The organism is Actinomyces denticolens (assembly GCF_002072185.1).
Classification (GTDB): Bacteria; Actinomycetota; Actinomycetes; order Actinomycetales; family Actinomycetaceae; genus Actinomyces; species Actinomyces denticolens.
Map to the genome: position 1 here is coordinate 50,720 of NZ_MVIW01000007.1, position 16,899 is coordinate 67,618.

General features: G+C 71.9%; 15 protein-coding genes. 7 read left to right on the forward strand and 8 right to left on the reverse strand.

The window, feature by feature from the left end; all coding sequences use genetic code 11:
* The first annotated feature begins 52 nt into the window (after window positions 1–52).
* From B1H55_RS12135 to B1H55_RS03280, 4 genes are all read left to right on the forward strand, one after another.
* Window positions 53–1,597, forward strand: a complete 1,545-nt coding sequence (locus tag B1H55_RS12135; RefSeq protein WP_143221365.1) for a hypothetical protein — start codon at window positions 53–55, stop codon at window positions 1,595–1,597.
* A gap of 114 nt (window positions 1,598–1,711) precedes the next feature.
* Complete coding sequence (locus tag B1H55_RS03270; RefSeq protein WP_080461569.1) at window positions 1,712–2,344, forward strand: type II toxin-antitoxin system PemK/MazF family toxin; 633 nt, start codon at window positions 1,712–1,714, stop codon at window positions 2,342–2,344.
* Between the two features lie 235 nt (window positions 2,345–2,579).
* Window positions 2,580–2,840, forward strand: a complete 261-nt coding sequence (gene rpsT, locus B1H55_RS03275) for a 30S ribosomal protein S20 (protein WP_017178374.1) — start codon at window positions 2,580–2,582, stop codon at window positions 2,838–2,840.
* Between the two features lie 234 nt (window positions 2,841–3,074).
* Window positions 3,075–4,562 carry a DUF1846 domain-containing protein gene (locus B1H55_RS03280; RefSeq protein WP_073451991.1) on the forward strand — a complete coding sequence of 496 codons (1,488 nt, stop codon included), beginning with the start codon at window positions 3,075–3,077 and terminating at the stop codon, window positions 4,560–4,562.
* Between the two features lie 29 nt (window positions 4,563–4,591).
* Here the strand turns inward: B1H55_RS03280 and holA are convergent, their stop codons facing one another.
* On the reverse strand, window positions 4,592–5,623 hold the full coding sequence (gene holA / locus B1H55_RS03285; protein ID WP_073451626.1) for a DNA polymerase III subunit delta: 1,032 nt from the start codon (window positions 5,621–5,623) through the stop codon (window positions 4,592–4,594).
* A gap of 326 nt (window positions 5,624–5,949) precedes the next feature.
* Between holA and B1H55_RS12140 the strand changes: the two genes are divergently transcribed.
* Together B1H55_RS12140 and B1H55_RS03290 are read left to right on the forward strand one after the other, a co-directional pair.
* Complete coding sequence (locus B1H55_RS12140) at window positions 5,950–6,720, forward strand: DUF6318 family protein (RefSeq protein WP_143221366.1); 771 nt, start codon at window positions 5,950–5,952, stop codon at window positions 6,718–6,720.
* Window positions 6,721–7,118: 398 nt separating this feature from the next.
* On the forward strand, window positions 7,119–7,571 hold the full coding sequence (locus B1H55_RS03290) for a zinc transporter (RefSeq protein WP_143222405.1): 453 nt from the start codon (window positions 7,119–7,121) through the stop codon (window positions 7,569–7,571).
* Window positions 7,572–7,688: 117 nt separating this feature from the next.
* Here the strand turns inward: B1H55_RS03290 and priA are convergent, their stop codons facing one another.
* Window positions 7,689–8,411, reverse strand: coding sequence for a bifunctional 1-(5-phosphoribosyl)-5-((5-phosphoribosylamino)methylideneamino)imidazole-4-carboxamide isomerase/phosphoribosylanthranilate isomerase PriA (gene priA, locus B1H55_RS03295; RefSeq protein ID WP_073453302.1), 723 nt, complete (start codon window positions 8,409–8,411; stop codon window positions 7,689–7,691).
* 86 nt (window positions 8,412–8,497) lie between these two features.
* Complete coding sequence (gene hisH, locus B1H55_RS03300; protein WP_073453300.1) at window positions 8,498–9,136, reverse strand: imidazole glycerol phosphate synthase subunit HisH; 639 nt, start codon at window positions 9,134–9,136, stop codon at window positions 8,498–8,500.
* Window positions 9,137–9,279: 143 nt separating this feature from the next.
* Here hisH and B1H55_RS03305 point away from each other — a divergent pair, with 143 nt between their 5' ends.
* Window positions 9,280–10,980 (forward strand): serine/threonine-protein kinase, encoded by a 1,701-nt coding sequence (locus B1H55_RS03305; protein WP_231952921.1) that lies wholly within the window; start codon window positions 9,280–9,282, stop codon window positions 10,978–10,980.
* Window positions 10,981–11,064: 84 nt separating this feature from the next.
* Here the strand turns inward: B1H55_RS03305 and B1H55_RS03310 are convergent, their stop codons facing one another.
* From B1H55_RS03310 to B1H55_RS03330, 5 genes are read right to left on the reverse strand one after another with little or no spacing between them, the layout of a single operon-like run.
* Window positions 11,065–11,772 carry a hypothetical protein gene (locus B1H55_RS03310; RefSeq protein ID WP_073453298.1) on the reverse strand — a complete coding sequence of 236 codons (708 nt, stop codon included), beginning with the start codon at window positions 11,770–11,772 and terminating at the stop codon, window positions 11,065–11,067.
* Entirely contained in the window at window positions 11,772–12,398 is a 627-nt protein-coding gene (gene hisB, locus B1H55_RS03315) for an imidazoleglycerol-phosphate dehydratase HisB (RefSeq protein ID WP_077240306.1), read from the reverse strand. Before hisB ends, B1H55_RS03310 begins: the two co-directional genes overlap by 1 nt.
* Entirely contained in the window at window positions 12,395–13,552 is a 1,158-nt protein-coding gene (locus B1H55_RS03320) for a histidinol-phosphate transaminase (RefSeq protein WP_077240307.1), read from the reverse strand. Before B1H55_RS03320 ends, hisB begins: the two co-directional genes overlap by 4 nt.
* A complete protein-coding gene (locus B1H55_RS03325; protein ID WP_080461571.1) occupies window positions 13,549–15,459 on the reverse strand; it encodes a cation:proton antiporter in 1,911 nt (636 codons plus the stop codon). Before B1H55_RS03325 ends, B1H55_RS03320 begins: the two co-directional genes overlap by 4 nt.
* Window positions 15,460–15,484: 25 nt before the next feature.
* Window positions 15,485–16,672 (reverse strand): cobalamin-independent methionine synthase II family protein, encoded by a 1,188-nt coding sequence (locus B1H55_RS03330; RefSeq protein WP_077240310.1) that lies wholly within the window; start codon window positions 16,670–16,672, stop codon window positions 15,485–15,487.
* Between the last annotated feature and the right edge of the window lie 227 nt (window positions 16,673–16,899).

Below are 16,899 nucleotides of genomic sequence, written 5' to 3' on the forward strand. Positions count from 1 at the left end.
GATTGATGGGGTGTCCTTAATCGTTTCGAGACATTGTGAGAGAAGGCCTGCCATGCGCCGAACACGTTCCATACCATCGTCCCCACTGCGCCGGATCCTCGGCCCCGTCCTGGCCCTGCCCATGGCGCTCGCCGCCCTGATCGCCGTCCCCGCCTCCGCGGCAACGACCGCTCCCAGCGGCGGCAATGACGACATCAGCGTCACCGGCTTCTACTCCCCCGGGGGCACCGGCTGCCAGGGCGCCGGCGATGCCGCCCACTGCCTCTTCTGGGGCGTGCGCATCCCTGACACCGTGGCACCGGGCAGGGAGATGACCCTGACCCTCGAGGCCGACTCCCAGCCGGGCCAGTGGACCTGGAACTGCCCCTCGGAGCTGGGGGTCGCCGGTGCGGCCGCCCTCTACACCAGCGACAACCCGGACGGGCCGATCCGCCGGTACGGGTCATCGGGACTCGGACTGCTCTCCCGCATCTACGACCCGTACTCCAAGCACGGCGACTACTCCGCCTCCGCCGACAGCGTCTCCTGCTCCCCCGGGCATCTGAGCCTGACCTACACGGTCGACTTCTCGGGGCGCCCCTCCGGCTCCTACCTCGACCTGAGCATCGGGACGCTGGTCAACGCCCCGGGGGACCAGGCGCGCGACTACACGCTCAAGCCGACCCTGACGACCACCGAGGACGCCACCCCTCACAGCCCCACGGCCACAGCGGTCAAGGAGCCGGCGAGCGCCACCCACGCCACAGTGACCACGAGCAAGCAGGACCTGCCCGCGGATGCGGCCAAGGACGCCGGCCGCTACACGGCCACCATCCACAACGACTCCACCACCGCCCTGTCGGGCTTCACGATCGCGGCCGCGAGCACGGAGGGCCCGGCCACGATCACGAGGCTGAGCTGTGATCTGACCGCCTTCGGGGGCAGCGTCGTCACCGCGGAGGGCTCGGCCACGAGCCAGGAGGTCTCGGGGGGCGGGGCCGCCATCCCAGCGGGCCAGGAGGCCACCTGCCAGGTGGACCTGAGCGGCGTCGTCGGGCACAACACCATCTCCACCTCCGTCACCGCCCAGGACGGCAAGATCTTCTCCTCCCTCTACGAGGATGAGCGCGCCCGCGGCGACGCCTCGGCGACGGTCGCCCAGAGCGGCGTCACCGTGCAGGGCCCGGACGCCACGCACTCGACGCCCCACGTCGTCGTCGACTACACCGTGACCCTCTCCAACACCACTGACGTGGTGGGCTGGACGCCGAATTTCACCCTGACCTCGAAGCCGCCGACAGGGATGAAGCTCGAGTACGCCGACCCCAGCGGCACCGCCTGGTGGCTGCACGACACCCTGTGGCCCGACGCCAATGGCACTATCCCCGTGGGCATGTCGAGCCCGCTGTACGGCAACTCCGACTACACGGTGACGCTGTCCGCCGTCTACTCGGTGGACAGCGCCGCGATCACCCCGGATGGCTGGAAGGCCCTGGGGACCTGCGACCCGAATGACCCGTCGAAGGGCCTGAGCGCCACGATCGACGTCAAGGGCAACGACACGATCGACACGGCCTCCTTCCCCCTGTGCACCACCGTGGCCCAGGCGAAGAAGTAGGAGCGGCGGACCGACCAGCGCCGTCGGCGCGCTCCACCGGGGGCGTCCCCAGCCCGCAGCTGGGGACGCCCCCTCGCCCCCTCTCGCCCGGCAGCGGACTGTAGGGTGGCGCCCATGGCCAGCCTTCTCGACGGGATCCTGCGCGCGGTCGGCCGCGCCGCCACCGACGCCCTCGCCTCCACCCTGAAGCAGCGCGCGCGCCGCGCCGGCGGCGCCACTCGCCCCGGCCGCGGGGGCTCCGCTCATTCCCCGACCCCCACCGCCTCCCCCGCGCCCCGCCGCCGGAGAGGCGCGGCCCCCCGGACCACGCAGGCCCCCACCGGCGGGAGCGCCGGCATCCGGCCCTACGACGTGGCCTCCGCCGGGCTCCCCTCCTTCGACTACGCCCCCGCCCCCGACGGCGACGCCGACCCCGGCGAGGTCGTGTGGACCTGGGTCCCCTATGAGGAGGACGCCTCCCAGGGCAAGGACCGCCCCGTCCTGGTCCTGGCCCGCAGCGGGGATCGCCTCATCGTCGCTCAGATGACATCGAAGGACCATGACCGCGACGCCGCCCAGGAGGCGAGTCACGGCCGCTACTGGTTCGACGTCGGCCCGGGGGCCTGGGACCCGAGGGGCCGCCCGAGCGAGGTCCGGCTCGACCGCCTCCTCGCCGTCGAGCCCTCCGCCATCCGCCGCGAGGGGGCCACGATGGGGCGGGGGACCTTCGACGCCGTCGTCGCCGCGCTGCGCGAGCACTGGGGCTGACGAACGCGGGGAGGCCCGCAGGAGGAGCGCGACGCACCTCACGCCGCCCGCCCACCCGCGGCGGGCGCCGGAGTGCGCCGTTTTGCTAGAGTGCGTTCCTGGACCTCTGGCCTGGCCGGCTTCGGGGTCCGGCGACCGGGCATCGCCAGGTGCTTCCACCACCTTCTCACGCCCGTGGCGCGAACCCTCTTTCCGGCCAATGACCATCTGACGATCGAGAAAGCAGCACTGAGCAGTGGCGAACATCAAGTCCCAGATCAAGCGCATCAAGACCAACGAGAAGGCCCGGCTGCGCAACCAGTCCGTCAAGTCCGAGCTCAAGACCTACGTGCGCCGCGTGCGCCAGGCCGTTGAGGCCGGGGACAAGGCCGCCGCCGAGGAGGGCCTCAAGAAGGCCTGCCGCAAGCTGGACAAGGCCGTCTCCAAGGGCGTCATCCACAAGAACCAGGCCGCGAATCGCAAGTCGAAGCTGGCCAAGCGCGTCGCCTCCCTCTGAGGCCACCGCCTCCGGCGATCAGTGGCCCGGTGGGCCTCCCTCGTGGGGAGGCCCACCGGGCCGTTCCGCATCCGCCCACCGCTCCGCGCCCATTAGTGGCTGCGTCACACGATGGCACCAACGGCGCCGCGTCACGCCGTCGTCATACTCGCGGGGGTTACGATGGCGCGCGGCCTGCGGCCGAATCGGCCGGCAGGCGGTTCGACCACTGCGACCCCAGGAGCCCATATGCCCATGCGAATCGGATTCGACCGGGACAAGTACCTCAGGATGCAGTCCGAGCACATCGCGGAGCGGCGCAGGCAGTTCGGGGGCAAGCTCTACCTGGAGTTCGGGGGCAAGCTCGTCGACGACATGCACGCCTCCCGCGTGCTGCCCGGCTTCACCCCGGACAACAAGATCGTCATGCTGGCCGAGCTCATCGACGAGGTGGAGATCATCGTGGCCGTCAACGCCCGCGATTTCCAGCGCCGCAAGGTCCGCGCCGACCTGGGCATCGGCTACGAGGACGAAGTGCTGCGCCACATCGACGCCTTCCGCGACTACGGGCTGTACGTGGGCAGCGTCGTCGTCACCCAGTGGACCGATGACAACCACGAGGCGCAGGCCTTCAAGACCAAGCTCGAGCGGCTCGGCATCACGGTCTACCGGCACTTCCCCATCCCCGGCTACCCCGGTGACGTCGCCCGGATCATCTCGGCCCAGGGCTACGGGAGCAACGAGTACATCGAGACCGAGCGGGATCTCGTCGTCGTCACCGCGCCGGGGCCGGGCAGCGGCAAGATGGCGACCTGCCTGTCCCAGGTCTACCAGGACCACCAGAGGGGCCTGTCCTCCGGCTACGCGAAGTTCGAGACCTTCCCCATCTGGAACCTGCCGCTGGACCACCCGGTGAACATCGCCTACGAGGCCGCCACCGCCGACCTCGACGACGTCAACATGATCGACCCCTTCCACCTGGCCGCGCACGGGGTCCAGACCGTCAACTACAACCGCGACGTCGAGATCTTCCCCGTGCTCGTGCGCCTCTTCGAGCAGATGCTCGGGACGTGCCCCTACGCCTCCCCCACGGATATGGGCGTCAACATGGCCGGCCACTGCATCAGCGACGACGAGGCCTGCCGTGAGGCCTCCAAGCAGGAGATCATCCGCCGTTACTTCAAGGCCCTGGTCACGGAGAAGCAGGACGCGATCGACCCCGTCCAGTCCGAGCGGATCGCCCTGTCCATGGCGAAGGTCGGGGTGACGGTGGAGGACCGACCGGTGGTGCCGCCCACGCGAGAGCTGGCCGCCGCCACGGGCGCACCCGCCGCCGCGATCGAGCTGCCGGACGGTCGCATCATCACCGGCAAGACCAGTGCCCTGCTGGGCTGCTCCTCGGCGATGGTGCTCAACGCCCTCAAGGCCCTGGCGGGGATCGACGAGGAGGTGCTGCTGCTCTCGCCCGAGTCGATCGAGCCCATCCAGACGCTCAAGACGACCCACCTGGGCTCGCGCAACCCGCGCCTGCACACCGATGAGGTGCTCATCGCCCTGGCCGTGTCCGCCTCCACGGACCCGAACGCCGCGCGGGCCATGGAGCAGATCGCCACGCTGCGGGGCTGCGATGTGCACACCTCGACGATCCTGGGCAGTGTGGACGAGGGGATCTTCCGCTCCCTGGGCGTGCAGGTGACCAATGAGCCCGTCTACGCCACGAAGTCGCTGTACCGCAAGCGCTGAGGCCGCCGGGCGGGGGCAGTGGCCCGGGGTCAGTGACGAGTGGCCAGGCGCCCCCGGCGGGCGGAGCAGATCGCCAGGACGGCGCGCTCGACGGCGTGCTCGGGGTCGCGACTGGCGCCCTTGGTCTCGGCGTCGGCGCGGGCGACGGCGATGATCGCCGCGGCGAGAGCGTCGTCGGACCAGCCGGAGAGCTCCGCGCGGGCGCGCTTGGCCTGCCAAGGGGACATGCCGAGCTCCTTGGGCCCCATGCCGGGACGGCCGCCCGCGGCGGCGACCCGGGCGAGCTGGCGCAGCTTGACGGCCAGGGCGGACACGATGAGCACGGGCGCGACGCCGGTGGCCAGGGCGTGGCGCAGGAGGGTGACGGCCCTGGCGACGTTGCCGGAGATGGCGGCGTCGGCGACGCTGAAGCCGGTGGCCTCGATGCGGCCGGCGTAGTAGGTGTTGACGTGGGCGACGGTGATGGTGCCCTCTGTGTCGGCCATGAGCTGGGCGACGGCGCTGGTGAGTTCGCGCAGGTCGGAGCCCAGGGCGTCGACGAGCGCCCCGATGGCCTCGGGCTCGATGCGGCGGCCGGCACGGCGCGCGTCGGCGTTGACGAGGGCCGCCTTGTCCCCGTCCTTCTTGATCGGCTCGCAGGTCACGACGGGGTATGGGGAGGCGCCGAGGGCGTCGAGGAGCTTCTTGCCGCGCTGGCCGGAGTTGTGACGCAGGATCACGACGACGTCGGGGTCGGGGGCGGCGACGTAGGCGAGCAGGTCGGCCAGGAGCGCATCCGTCATCTGCTCGAGATTGGGCACGTGGACGAGCCTGGGCTCGCCGAAGAGCGAGGGCGAGACGAGGGTGTCGAGCATGTGGGGCTCGTAGGTGGCAGCGTCGAGGCGGACGACCTCCGTGGTGGGGTCCTTGGCCCGGGCCTGGGCGAGGAGCCGGTCGACGGCGCGCTCGCCGAGGAGCTCCTCCCCGCCGCGCACGAGGACGACGGGGGCGAGCTCCACCTGGTCCCACGACGGCCCCGCGGGACGGGGGCGCTTCGAGGCGGCGGGTCGTGCGGGCGGCATGCCCCAAGCCTGCCACAGCCCCCGTCTCCTCCCCCGCGCTTCCCCTCCCCTCTCTCGCCGAGACCGGTTGTTGTTGTCATCGAGACCGGTTGAAGTGGTGGTCGAGACCGGTTCCTTGTCCACAGGGTGGGGTTGGTGGGGGTTGTGTTGGCTGGTTTGTCCACAGATTGGTGGTGGGGTCTGGTGCTGGGGGAAGGTTGGTTCTAGGGTTGGGGTTCGACGGCGATGCCGCCGTCGTCTGGGGCCGACCTGGGGCCTCGAGCTGTTGTCCCCCTGGTCCGTGTCCGCCCATCCGCCCCCCTCTTTCTTGGAAGGCCCCAGATCCCATGGCTCCCGTGTCCTGCCGCTCTCCGGTCCGCGCCGTCGGCGCCGTAGTGCTTCGGCGGCGCCGCTCCAGCGGCCCTGCGCCCGGCCGATGGCGCCGGGGTCTTGAGGCGCTGAGAAGACGCTGGGCGCTCCCGGTCGCCCTGACCCTACTGGCCTGCTGCGCCCCGGGCCCGGGGCTGCTGGCGGCCTGCGCCAACGACGCTCCTGCGCCTGAGGTCAGCGGAACGCTGCCCACGCGCTTCTTCTCCACCCCCGAGGCCAGCACTACCGCGACACCCACCACCAGCGCCGGCGCACCGGTCTCGCTCGGCCCCGAACTGGCCGCCCAGAGAGCCACCGCCCTGGCCGAGCCCAAACCGGTCAAACCGCCAGAGGCGAGCGAGAACACCCAGCAAGGCGCCGTCAACGCCGTCGTCCACTTCTTCAACCTCTACCGCTACGCCTTCATCACCGGCGACACCACCGACCTGGCCGCCATGAGCGAAGAGAGCTGCGTCTTCTGCCAATCGGCCATCGACAACGCCACCAAGCTCCACGAAGGCGGAGGCTGGGCCAACCCCTGGGACATCACAATCCAAGACATCAGTTACACGCCACCTGGGGCAGGAAAAGAGCACTCGGCCGTCCAAGGAAATCTAGTGATGGGAGCATCCACAACCATCAACAGTGCCGGTGAGCCCACTGAAGAAGGCAACGAAACGGCAAGAATATTCGTCGTCCTTCGCTACAGCGACGGAGAGTGGATCGTTCGAGGGGTGTCAGTCGAATGATGAGAAAGCTATTCGTCGCGACAGCGTCACTGTGCATCTTGACGACTGTCCCGACAAGTCCCTCGGAAGGAACCGATGAAAACTCAAGCCGAAATATCCACGCACAAGGAAATGATGATCACGTTACCCTTGAAACTGAAACCTACGAGGAGGTCCCAGTTTCGGGTGGGGCACCTGCGTCTAATGCAGGCGACGACAACGTCTCACCCAGCATCCCTGACTCAGGTGTGAGCGTAAGAGCGGCCTCCCCCTCCCCCGCACCCGGCAGATGGGTGTGCATCGGGGGAAAACCCGATCGTCCCGGGGGCAAGATCGGCCAACTATGCACCCGCGCACCGCAAGAAGAAGCCCCTGCGGATCCGCCCGCCCCGGCCGGACCTGCTCCGGCCCCGGTGGTTGTGACCGCCCACGACGTGGCCACCCTCATCATCGACGGCTCGGGCATCACCCTCCAACCACCCGGGACCACCATCCTGCTCCACATGCCCCTGATCGCCCACACCAACCCCACCACCCGAGCACTATCCACCACCGTGGGCACCACCCCCATCGACGTCGAGGCCACCCCCACCACCTACACCTGGAACTGGGGAGACGGTACCACCACAACCACCACCGACCCCGGCCACCCCTACCCCAACCACACCATCACCCACCAATACACCACCAACAACAACAACACCACCATCACCCTGACCACCACCTGGACCGCCCGCTACCGCCCCACCGGCACCACCACCTGGACACCCGTCACCGGCTACATCACCACCACCCAAACCACCCCGCCCCTAACCATCCAACGCCTCATCCCCTACCTCACCGACGACGCCCAAGAACACCACAACCACTAACCCACCACCAACCGGCCTCGACGACAACAACGACCGGCCTCGACGACGCTATCGACCGGCCTCGACGACATTTTCGACCGGTCTCGGCGAGGGGAGAGTGGGATGGGCGTGGGAGAGTCAGGCTGCGCGCGTGACCTCCAGGGCCTCCTCAAGGGTGAAATTGCCGTTGTAGAGGGCCTTGCCGACGATCGCGGAGTCCACCCCGATCCCCACCAGTCCGGTCAATGCGCGAATATCATCCAGTGAGGAGATCCCCCCGGAGGCCACCACGGGCGCGCTGGTGCGCTCGCACACCTGGCGCAGCAGTTCCGTGTTCGGCCCGGTGAGAGTCCCGTCGCGGGTGACGTCAGTGACCACGTAGCGCGAGCATCCCGCCGCGTTCAGGCGCTCCAGGGCCTCCCAGAGGTCGCCGCCCTCCTCCGTCCAGCCGCGCGCCGCCAGCGTCGTCCCTCGCACATCGAGACCCACGGCGATGGCCTCCCCGTGCTCGGCGATGGCCCGCGCCGTCCAGTCCGGGTCCTTCAGCGCGGCAGTGCCCAGGTTGACCCGTGCGGCGCCGGCGGCGAGCGCGCGCTCCAGGGAGGCGTCGTCGCGGATCCCGCCGGAGAGCTCCACCTTCACCCCGACCTCGCCGACGATGCGCGCCAGCAGCTCGGCGTTGGAACCCCGCTCGAAGGCGGCATCGAGATCCACCAGGTGGATCCACTCCGCCCCGGCGCGGGCCCAGTCGAGGGCGGCGTCGACGGGACTGCCGTAATCGGTCTCCGATCCGGCCTCGCCCTGGAGCAGGCGGACGGCCTTACCGTGGGCGACGTCGACGGCGGGAAGGAGCGTGAGCATGAGGGGCCTCCTGGATGGTCTCGGGGCGGAGCGCGAGGGGCGCGGCGGATATGCGGGTTCGGGTCAGTGGTGAGGGCGTGCGCGCGTCAGAGCGCGCCCAGCCAGTTGCGCAGGAGCTCGGCCCCGGCGTCGCCCGACTTCTCGGGATGGAACTGGGTGGCCGACAGCGGGCCGTTCTCGACGGCGGCCAGGAAGTCCTCGCCGTGATGGGCCCAGGTGGGCAGCGGCGGGCGCGTCGCGGAGGGCCCCAGCCCCGCCCCCGGGTCCGTCTTGGCGGCGTAGGAGTGAACGAAGTAGAAGCGCTGATCGGCGACGCCGTCGAACAGGGCACTGCCAGCGGGCGGGCGCACCTCGGACCAGCCCATATGCGGGACCACGGGGGCGTCGAGGCGGCTCACCTCCCCCTCCCACTGGGCGAGCCCCGGGATGGTGGAGCCGTGCTCCTGACTCGACTCGAACATGACCTGCATGCCCACGCATATGCCCAGCACGGGGCGCCCCCCGGCAAGACGCCGCTCGATGAGCCGGGGGGCGTCCACGGCGCGCAGCATCTCCATGACGGCGCCGAACGCGCCCACGCCGGGGACGAGGAGCCCATCGGCGGACTCCACGGCGCCGGCGTCGGCGGTGAGGTCGACCCGCGCGCCGACGCGCTCCAGGGCGCGAACGGCCGAGCGCACATTGCCGGAGCCGTAGTTGAGGACGACGACGCGAGGTGAGGGCATGCCCGGGAGTCTACCGGCGACGTCGCGAGCGCCGCCCAGCGGTCCGGGGAGCGTATGGGCGTGGGCGCCCGGCGACGCCCCGGAGACGTCATCTACCGCCCGCGGGCGTGCGCCCGGCGGCGCGCTCAGGGCAGGATGCGACCATGACCCTTCCCGAGCACTCCCCGTCGAGCGCACCGACCTGCGACTCGCAGTCCCCGGACCAGCAGCCGATGGCTCAGCCCCGGGCCTGGCCGGAGGTCCCCGGCGTGCGCATCGTCGGGATCGTCGGCCACGGCGGCTTCGCGACTGTCTACGAGGGCGTCCAGCTGTCGATGAACCGGCCTGTCGCCGTCAAGGTCGACTCGCGCAGCCTCGACGACGAGCGCAACCGCCGCCGTTACATGCGCGAGGTGAGCGCCACCAGCCGCATCAGCTCGCACCCCCACGTGATCTCCCTGATCGACACCGGCGTCCTGCGCGATGGCCGCCCCTTCATCGTCATGGAGCTGTGCCCCGGCGGGAGCCTGGCGGACCTGGTGGAGCGGGGCCCCATGCCCGCGCCCGACGCCGTGGCGCTCGTCGAGGCCGCCGCCTCCGCGCTGGGGGCCGGTCACGCCGCCGGGATCCTGCACCGGGACGTCAAGCCCGGGAACATCCTGCTCGATGCCTTCGGGGCACCGCGCCTGACCGATTTCGGGATCGCCTCGGTCGCCCGCGAGGGCCAGGACCCGACCGTCACCCTGGAGTGCCTCACGCCGGATTTCGCCGCGCCGGAGGCCTTCGCCATGGCCGTTCCCGCGCCGCAGGGCGACGTGTGGTCCATGGGAGCCGTCCTCTACACGATGCTCACCGGGCACTCCCCCAGGCGGCACACCACGGGCCGCTCGCTCAGCCTCCCCGAGATCGTCGAGGGGCTCAAGAACCCCATCGACCTGGGCGATCCGCGCGTCCCAGCGCTCCTGACCCCGTTGCTCACGCAGGCTCTCGACCCTGATCCCGCCAGGCGGCACGCCGACGGCACGGCCTTGGCGCGGGCCCTGGTCCGGGCGCGCGAGGCGCTGGGCGATGGGGCCCTGACGGTGGCAGGGCCCCGGGCGGCCCTCCTCCAGGCGAACCGCCCCCGGGAGGACTCCCGGGGATGGCCCGCACCCTCCCCCGCGCCGGTCGGCCCGCGTCAGGCGCTGTCGGGCGGCGCGTCGTCAGCGCCATCGGCCCACCCCTCCGGCTCCCCACTCGCGGCACCGCCTACCACGGCCCCCTCCACCGGCCGGCCTGCGCATCCCCGCCGTGGGCGCCGCCTGGCCGCGGCGGCCGCCGTCCTCGCCGTGGGCGCGGGGCTCGGCGCGGGCGGGGCATGGATCATCGCTGAGAGGGGATCGGGGGCCACGACGGCGATCAGCCGCTCCTCGCCGGGGCCCGGCACGAGCCAGCAAGCGGGCCAGGAAGTGAACCAGGACAGCCGGCGGGCGGGCGCGGCCGCCCAGGACGGCACCTCGGGAACCGCGGGCGCGACGGGCTCCTCGGGCGCCCCCGTGCCCTCCGCATCCGAGCCGCCGCATCCGGAGGGGTCCTGCCTGGCCGGGATCACCTCGATCTCGGGCCAGTCCAGCGCCAAGGCGGTGGACTGCTCCCAATCCCACTCCTGGAGGGTGTTCGCCGTGGGGACCCTGGCCCCCTCGACCGCCTCCGGCTCGGACGAAAGCCTCGTGGCCGACGCCGAAGTGCTCGCGACTTGCACCACGGCCGCCGCCGAGGCCTCCGGCTACGCCGAAGCCGATGCCGCTCTCACCGTGCTCGGGCCCTCGGAAGCAGCATGGCAGGCCGGCAAGCGCGGGTTCTCCTGCCTGGTGGCCACCGGCTGAGGCCGCGCCCACCGGCGGGCGCCCCGGCCCGCTCCGACTCCGCCCCGGTGCGCACATGGCGGGGCCCTCGAGAGACGGCCGGCCTCAGTCGGCGCCGGGGCGGCGCAGACCGCGCCCGATCCAGCGCATAGCGCGCCCGGTCTTGACCTCGCTGGTCTCCACGGCGCCGGGGGCAGCCTCCGGCCGGGTGATCCCGAGCAGGACGTCCTCGACGACCTGATCCATCTGGGACAGGATGAGGCCGGCGGAGGCCTCCTCGCCCGGCTTGCCGCCTACGAAGCGGCGCGCGGTGATCGTGCCGGACAGGCCCTCCTCGATGCCGACATCGGTGGCCAGGTCCGCGGTGAGCAGCACGGAGCCGCCGCGGCTCAGGCGGGACAGGGTGGCGGCGAGCTCGGCGGCCTCGGCCGGCTCGTTCTCCGATCCGCCCAGGAGCTCGGCGATGTCCCATTCGGCGTGGGCGGAGGCGAACTCCTTGACGGCGAAGGCGCCCGTGGAGGCGGGCACGACGACGCAGTCGAGCCCGCTCATGGCGCACAGGGAGGCGAGGGCCTCGGCGGTGGGCAGAGGCGTGAGGACGACTGCGATCTTGAGGGCCCGCGCGGCCGGAGCGGCGGAAGAAGTGCCGTCGCCCGGCGCCTTCGCGGCCCCGTCCTCCCCTGCCACCGCGGGGCCCTCGCCCGCCACCTGGGCGCCGTCCAGGTCGAGGCCCTCCACGAGGGCGGCGAACTCGTCGTCGACGCGGTCGGCGTCATCGGGGCGGGCGCCGTCGGGTGTGGCCTGGTCGTTCATCACAGGGCTCCCTTCGTGGAGGGGATGCCGTCCACCCGCGGGTCGGGCTCGACGGCGGTGCGCAGGGCTCGCGCGAGGGCCTTGAACTCGGCCTCGGCGATGTGGTGGGGATCGCGCCCTGAGATGACGCGCACGTGCAGGCAGATACCGGCGTGGTAGGCGATGGCCTCCAGGGCGTGGCGGACCATGGAGCCGGTGAAGTGCCCGCCGATGAGGTGGTGGACGAAGGCCTCGGACTCGCCGCCGTGGACGAGATAGGGGCGTCCGGAGATGTCGACGACGGCGGTGGCCAGGGCCTCATCGAGCGGCACGGAGGCGTCCCCGAAGCGGCGGATGCCGCGCTTGTCGCCCAGGGCCCGGCGCAGGGCCTCGCCGATGCAGATGGCGGTGTCCTCCACGGTGTGGTGGACATCGATGTGGGTATCCCCCGTGGCCCGCACGGTGAGGTCCATGAGGGAGTGCTTGCCCAGCGCGGTGAGCATGTGGTCCCAGAAGGGGACGGAGGTGGAGATGTCGGTGTCGCCGGTGCCATCGAGGTCGACCTCGACGACGACACTGGACTCGCTCGTGGTCCGCTCGACGCGGGCGGCACGGGTGAGGCCGGCAGGGCTGGTGGTGCTGCTCATGCGGGTTCCTGGGGGTCGGGGCCGACGGCGCAGGCGCCGCTGAGGGCCTTGGTCAGGGCGGCGCGGAGGGCCGCCATCTCCTCGGGCGTCCCCACGCTGGCGCGCAGGAACCCCTCGGGGCCGACGACGCGGATGAGCACGCCGTCGTCAAGGAGATCCTGCCAGACGCGGTGGCGATCGGCGAAGGGGCCGAAGAGCACGAAGTTGGCGTCGGACTCGTGGGCGGTCAGGCCCTGGGAGCGCAGCCAGGCCACGAGGGAGTCGCGCTCGTCGCGCAGGGAGGCGACCTGGCCCATGAGCTCCTCCCGGTGGGCCAGCGCCGCCAGGGCGGCGGCCTGGGTGATCGCGGAGAGGTGGTAGGGCAGGCGCACGACGCGCAGCATGTCGATCAGCTCGCGGGAGGCGGCGAGATAGCCCAGGCGCAGGCCGGCGGCGCCGAAGGCCTTGCTCATCGTGCGGGACACGGCCAGGTGGGGGTTGCCCTCCAGGAGCTCCAGGGCGCTGGGAACGCCGGGCCGGCGGAACTCCGCGTACGCCTCGTCGATGACGACGACGCAGTCGGTGGGGGCGCCGTCGGCGGCGGCGGGCCCGTTGCCGCAGGCGGCCTCCAGCAGGGCGCGCGCGGCGGTCAGGGGCAGGGCGGTGCCGGTGGGGTTGTTGGGGCTGGCGATGATGATCACGGCGGGGCGATGCTCGGCGACGGCGTCCGCAATGGCATCCACGTCGATGGTGAAGTCGTCCCGGCGCGGGATCGTCACGTACTCGGTGAGGGTGTCGCGGGCGTACTCGGGGTACATGGAGTACGTGGGAGTGAAGGACAGGCAGATCCTCCCGGGCCCGCCGAAAGCCTGGAGGATGTGGAGCATGACCTCGTTGGAGCCATTGGCCGCCCAGATCTGATCCGCCCCCGGGCACGCGCCGGACTCGACGGCGAGGTAGTCGGCCAGGGCCTGGCGCAGGGCGGGGAAGTCGCGGTCCGGGTAGCGGTTGAGACCGGAGGCGGCCCGGGCGACCGCGTCGGCGATGTCCGCGACGACGGCGGGACTGGGCGCATAGGGGTTCTCATTGACGTTGAGGCGCGCGGGCACGTTCAGCTCCGGGGCCCCGTAGGGGGTCTCGCCCTCGAGCCCGGGGCGGATGGGAAGGCTGCTCACGGCGCCGAGTCTACGGCGCCCGTGCGACCGCCCTGCGGCGCCGGGACGACCCGGGCCGGCGGGGCCTCGTTGACGGCCTCCCGGTAGACCAGGGTGATCTCCTCGTAGTCGAGGCGGGTCAGGGCGTACTCGATCAGCCCGGCGGAGTAGAGGCCGAGCTCGCCGGCGTCGAGCAGGGCCTGGCGCTGGGCCCGGACCATGTCGAGGGAGAGCGCCCGCGCGTGCGCCTGCTCCTCGCGCCGCGCGGCCCAGTCCGCCTCCTCGCCGCCCCCGGGCGCCTCCTCCCGGATCGCGTGGGCCACGAGGGCGGAGGCCCCCTGGGAGGCCAGGGCGATGCGCCTGCGGCCGTCGTCAGTGAGCAGGTGGTCATCGCCGTTCTCCGGGATGACGCCCTTGGCCGCGGAGATGAGGAGCCCCATGAGCTCGCGGCGCTCCGCCTCATCGGCGGGGCCCTCCATCGCCGGCCTGACGGCCCTGACCACCCATGGCAGGGTCAGTCCCTGGACGACGAGGGAGCCGGCGGCGACGAGGATCGCGATGAGCAGGAGGAAGGGGCGGTTGGGGGCGTCGGCGGGGAGGGTCTGGGCGGCGGCGAGCGTGACGGCGCCGCGCATCCCCGCCCACACGATGATCGTCCCCTCCCGGGCGCCGAGGGGCGCCTGCCGGTAGTAGGCCATGTCGGCGTCGACCCGCCGGATCCTGTCGATGGCCCGCGCGGCGCGGACCTGCGCATGCGCGTGCCCCGCCCCCCTGCGCCCCTTGGCGAGGCCCTTGAGCCTGCGCCGCACGCCGCGGCGGCTGCTGTCCCAGGGGACGAGCATGTCCTCGGGGATCTCCCCGCGGGCGATCGCCTGGCAGCGCTCCTCGAACTCCTGGAGGGGCTCGCTCATCCCATCCCATCTCTCGGCCCGGCGCGCTCCCCGGCGGCGCAGCCACAGGAGCATCGGGGCGACGATGGCGGCTCGCACGGCGACGGTCAGGCCCCCGGCCAGGACGGCGAGCCAGACGGCGATGGTGATCGAGGGGCCCTCGGCGCGCACGTCCTCCACGACCCCGAACAGCTGCAGGCCCATGACCAGGAAGATGGAGCCCTCGAGGACGAGTTCGACGGTGTGCCAGGTCTCGTTGCCGGCGATGCGGTGGTCCGGGGGCAGGAGCCGGGGCGAGCGGTGCCCGGTCACCAGGCCGGCGACGACGGCCGCCACCAGGCCGCTGCCGCCCATGTGCTCGGCGGGGATGGCGGCGAGGAACGGCACGGTGAAGGAGATGACCGTGTCGACGCCGGCGTCGGTGACGCGGGCGCGCAGGTGCAGGGTGAGCTCCCCGACGATCCAGCCAACGACCACGGCGACGACGACGGCGAGCGCGAAACTGCCCAGGACGCCCCCCGCGCTGGTCCGCCCGGCCACGGCGGCCGAGATCGCCGAGGACAGGACCACCAGGGCGGTGGCGTCGTTGAGGAGCCCCTCGCCCTCCAGCACGGTGATGACGCGCTGGGTGACCCCGAGGCGCCGGGCGATGGAGATGGCCACGGCGTCGGTGGGGCTGAGCACCGCACCCATGGCGATGGCCCAGGCCACGGGCAGGCTGGGCAGGACGAGGGTGAGCACTCCCCCGATCACCGCCGAGGAGACGGCGACCAGGAGGACGGCGAGGATCGCGACGGGGGCGAGCTCCCTGCGGAAGTTGATCGTGGGGATGGCCACCGCCGTCGCGTACAGGAGCGGCGGGAGGACGCCCTCGAGGATGACCTCCGGCTCGATCTCGATCGCGGGCACCACCGGCAGGAAGCCGACGGCGATGCCCATGGTCAGGAGCAGCAGCGCCGGCGCCACCCGGAGGCGGTCGCTGATCTGACTGGCGCCGGCGATCGCCAGGAGTCCCGCGACGATGATCAGGAGGGTCATGGGGCGATTTTGCCACCCACGGCCCTCAGATCCGGTCGCCGGCCAGACGGGCGCCCGCGGTGAGGGACTCGAGCTTCGCCCAGGCGATGGAGGGGTGGATGCGCCCGCCCAGGCCGCAGTCGGTGGAGGCGACGACCCTCTCGGGGCCCACGAGGCCCGCGAAGCGCCCGATGCGCTCGGCCACGAGCTCGGGGTGCTCCACGACGTTGGTGGCGTGGGAGACGACGCCCGGGATGAGGTACTTCTCGGCGGGGAGCTCGACCTCCTCCCAGATCCTCCACTCGTGCTCGTGGCGGGCGTTGGCGGCCTCGAAGCTCAGCCCGTTGGCGTTGACGCTCAGGGCGAGGTCCACGATGTGCTTGAACTCCAGGTCGGTCGAGTGCGGGCCGTGCCAGGAGCCCCAGCACACGTGATAGCGCACGAGGGCGGGGTCGATGCCCTCAAGGGCGTGGTTGAGGGCGTCGATGCGCACGGCGGAGAAGGCCCGGTAGTCCTCGAGGCTGGGCTCGGTGACGAACTGGTCCCAGGACTCCGCCAGGTCCGGGGCGTCGATCTGGACGGTGAGCCCGGCGTCGGTGATCGCCTTGTACTCCTCGCGCAGCGCCTCCGCCCAGGCCCACACCGCGGCCTCATCATCCTCGTAGTAGGTGTTGCCGACGCGCGCCGCCGACGCCGGGGACAGGGCCGCGACGAAGCCCTCGGAGAGCGTCTTGCCCGCCGCCTCCAGGCCGCGCTTGGTCAGGGCGATGTCGCGGGCGACGAGGTCGGCGCCCGTGTAGGACAGGGGACCGGTGACCGTGGGGAAGACCCAGGGCCGGCGATTGGCGATGTGGATCCCGCTGGTCGGGTCGGCGTAGGCGTCGGCGAAGGCCGCCCAGTCGCGGCGGTCTGTCATCGCGTCGAGCTCGAGCTTGCCCGAGGGCCTGCGCGCCGGGGGCTCGGGGAGGACCTCGAGCCCGGAGAAGCGCAGGAAGGAGTAGCCCCACCAGGCCCCGTAGTCGACCGACTGGGTCATGAGGTGCCCGTACTCGCCGTCGTTGACGATGTCGATGCCGATGGAGGCCTGCCTGGCGATGACGGAGTCGACGGCCTCGGTTATGACGGCCTCGAAATCGGCGTCGGGCAGAGCGCCGTCCTGGTGGTCCTTGTTGGCGGCGATGAGGGCGTCGGTGCGGGGAAGGGAGCCGACGTGGGTGGTGCGGATGCGTGTCATGGTGCGGTCCTCAATGATCCTGGCGGCAGCGCCGCCATCCTGGGTGGGGTGGTTGGGACCGGAACCGCGCCGGGCGCGGCTTGGGGCTGAGACGTCCGGGCGCCTCAGCGGCGCATGAGCTCCCCTGCGGGGCGCCGTGGCGCGCGCAGGGGGCACTCCGTCCTGATGGGGGCCTGCGCCCCATCCCGTGGTGTCATCACTGGCCTTCCTCCACCGCGAGTGGTGGT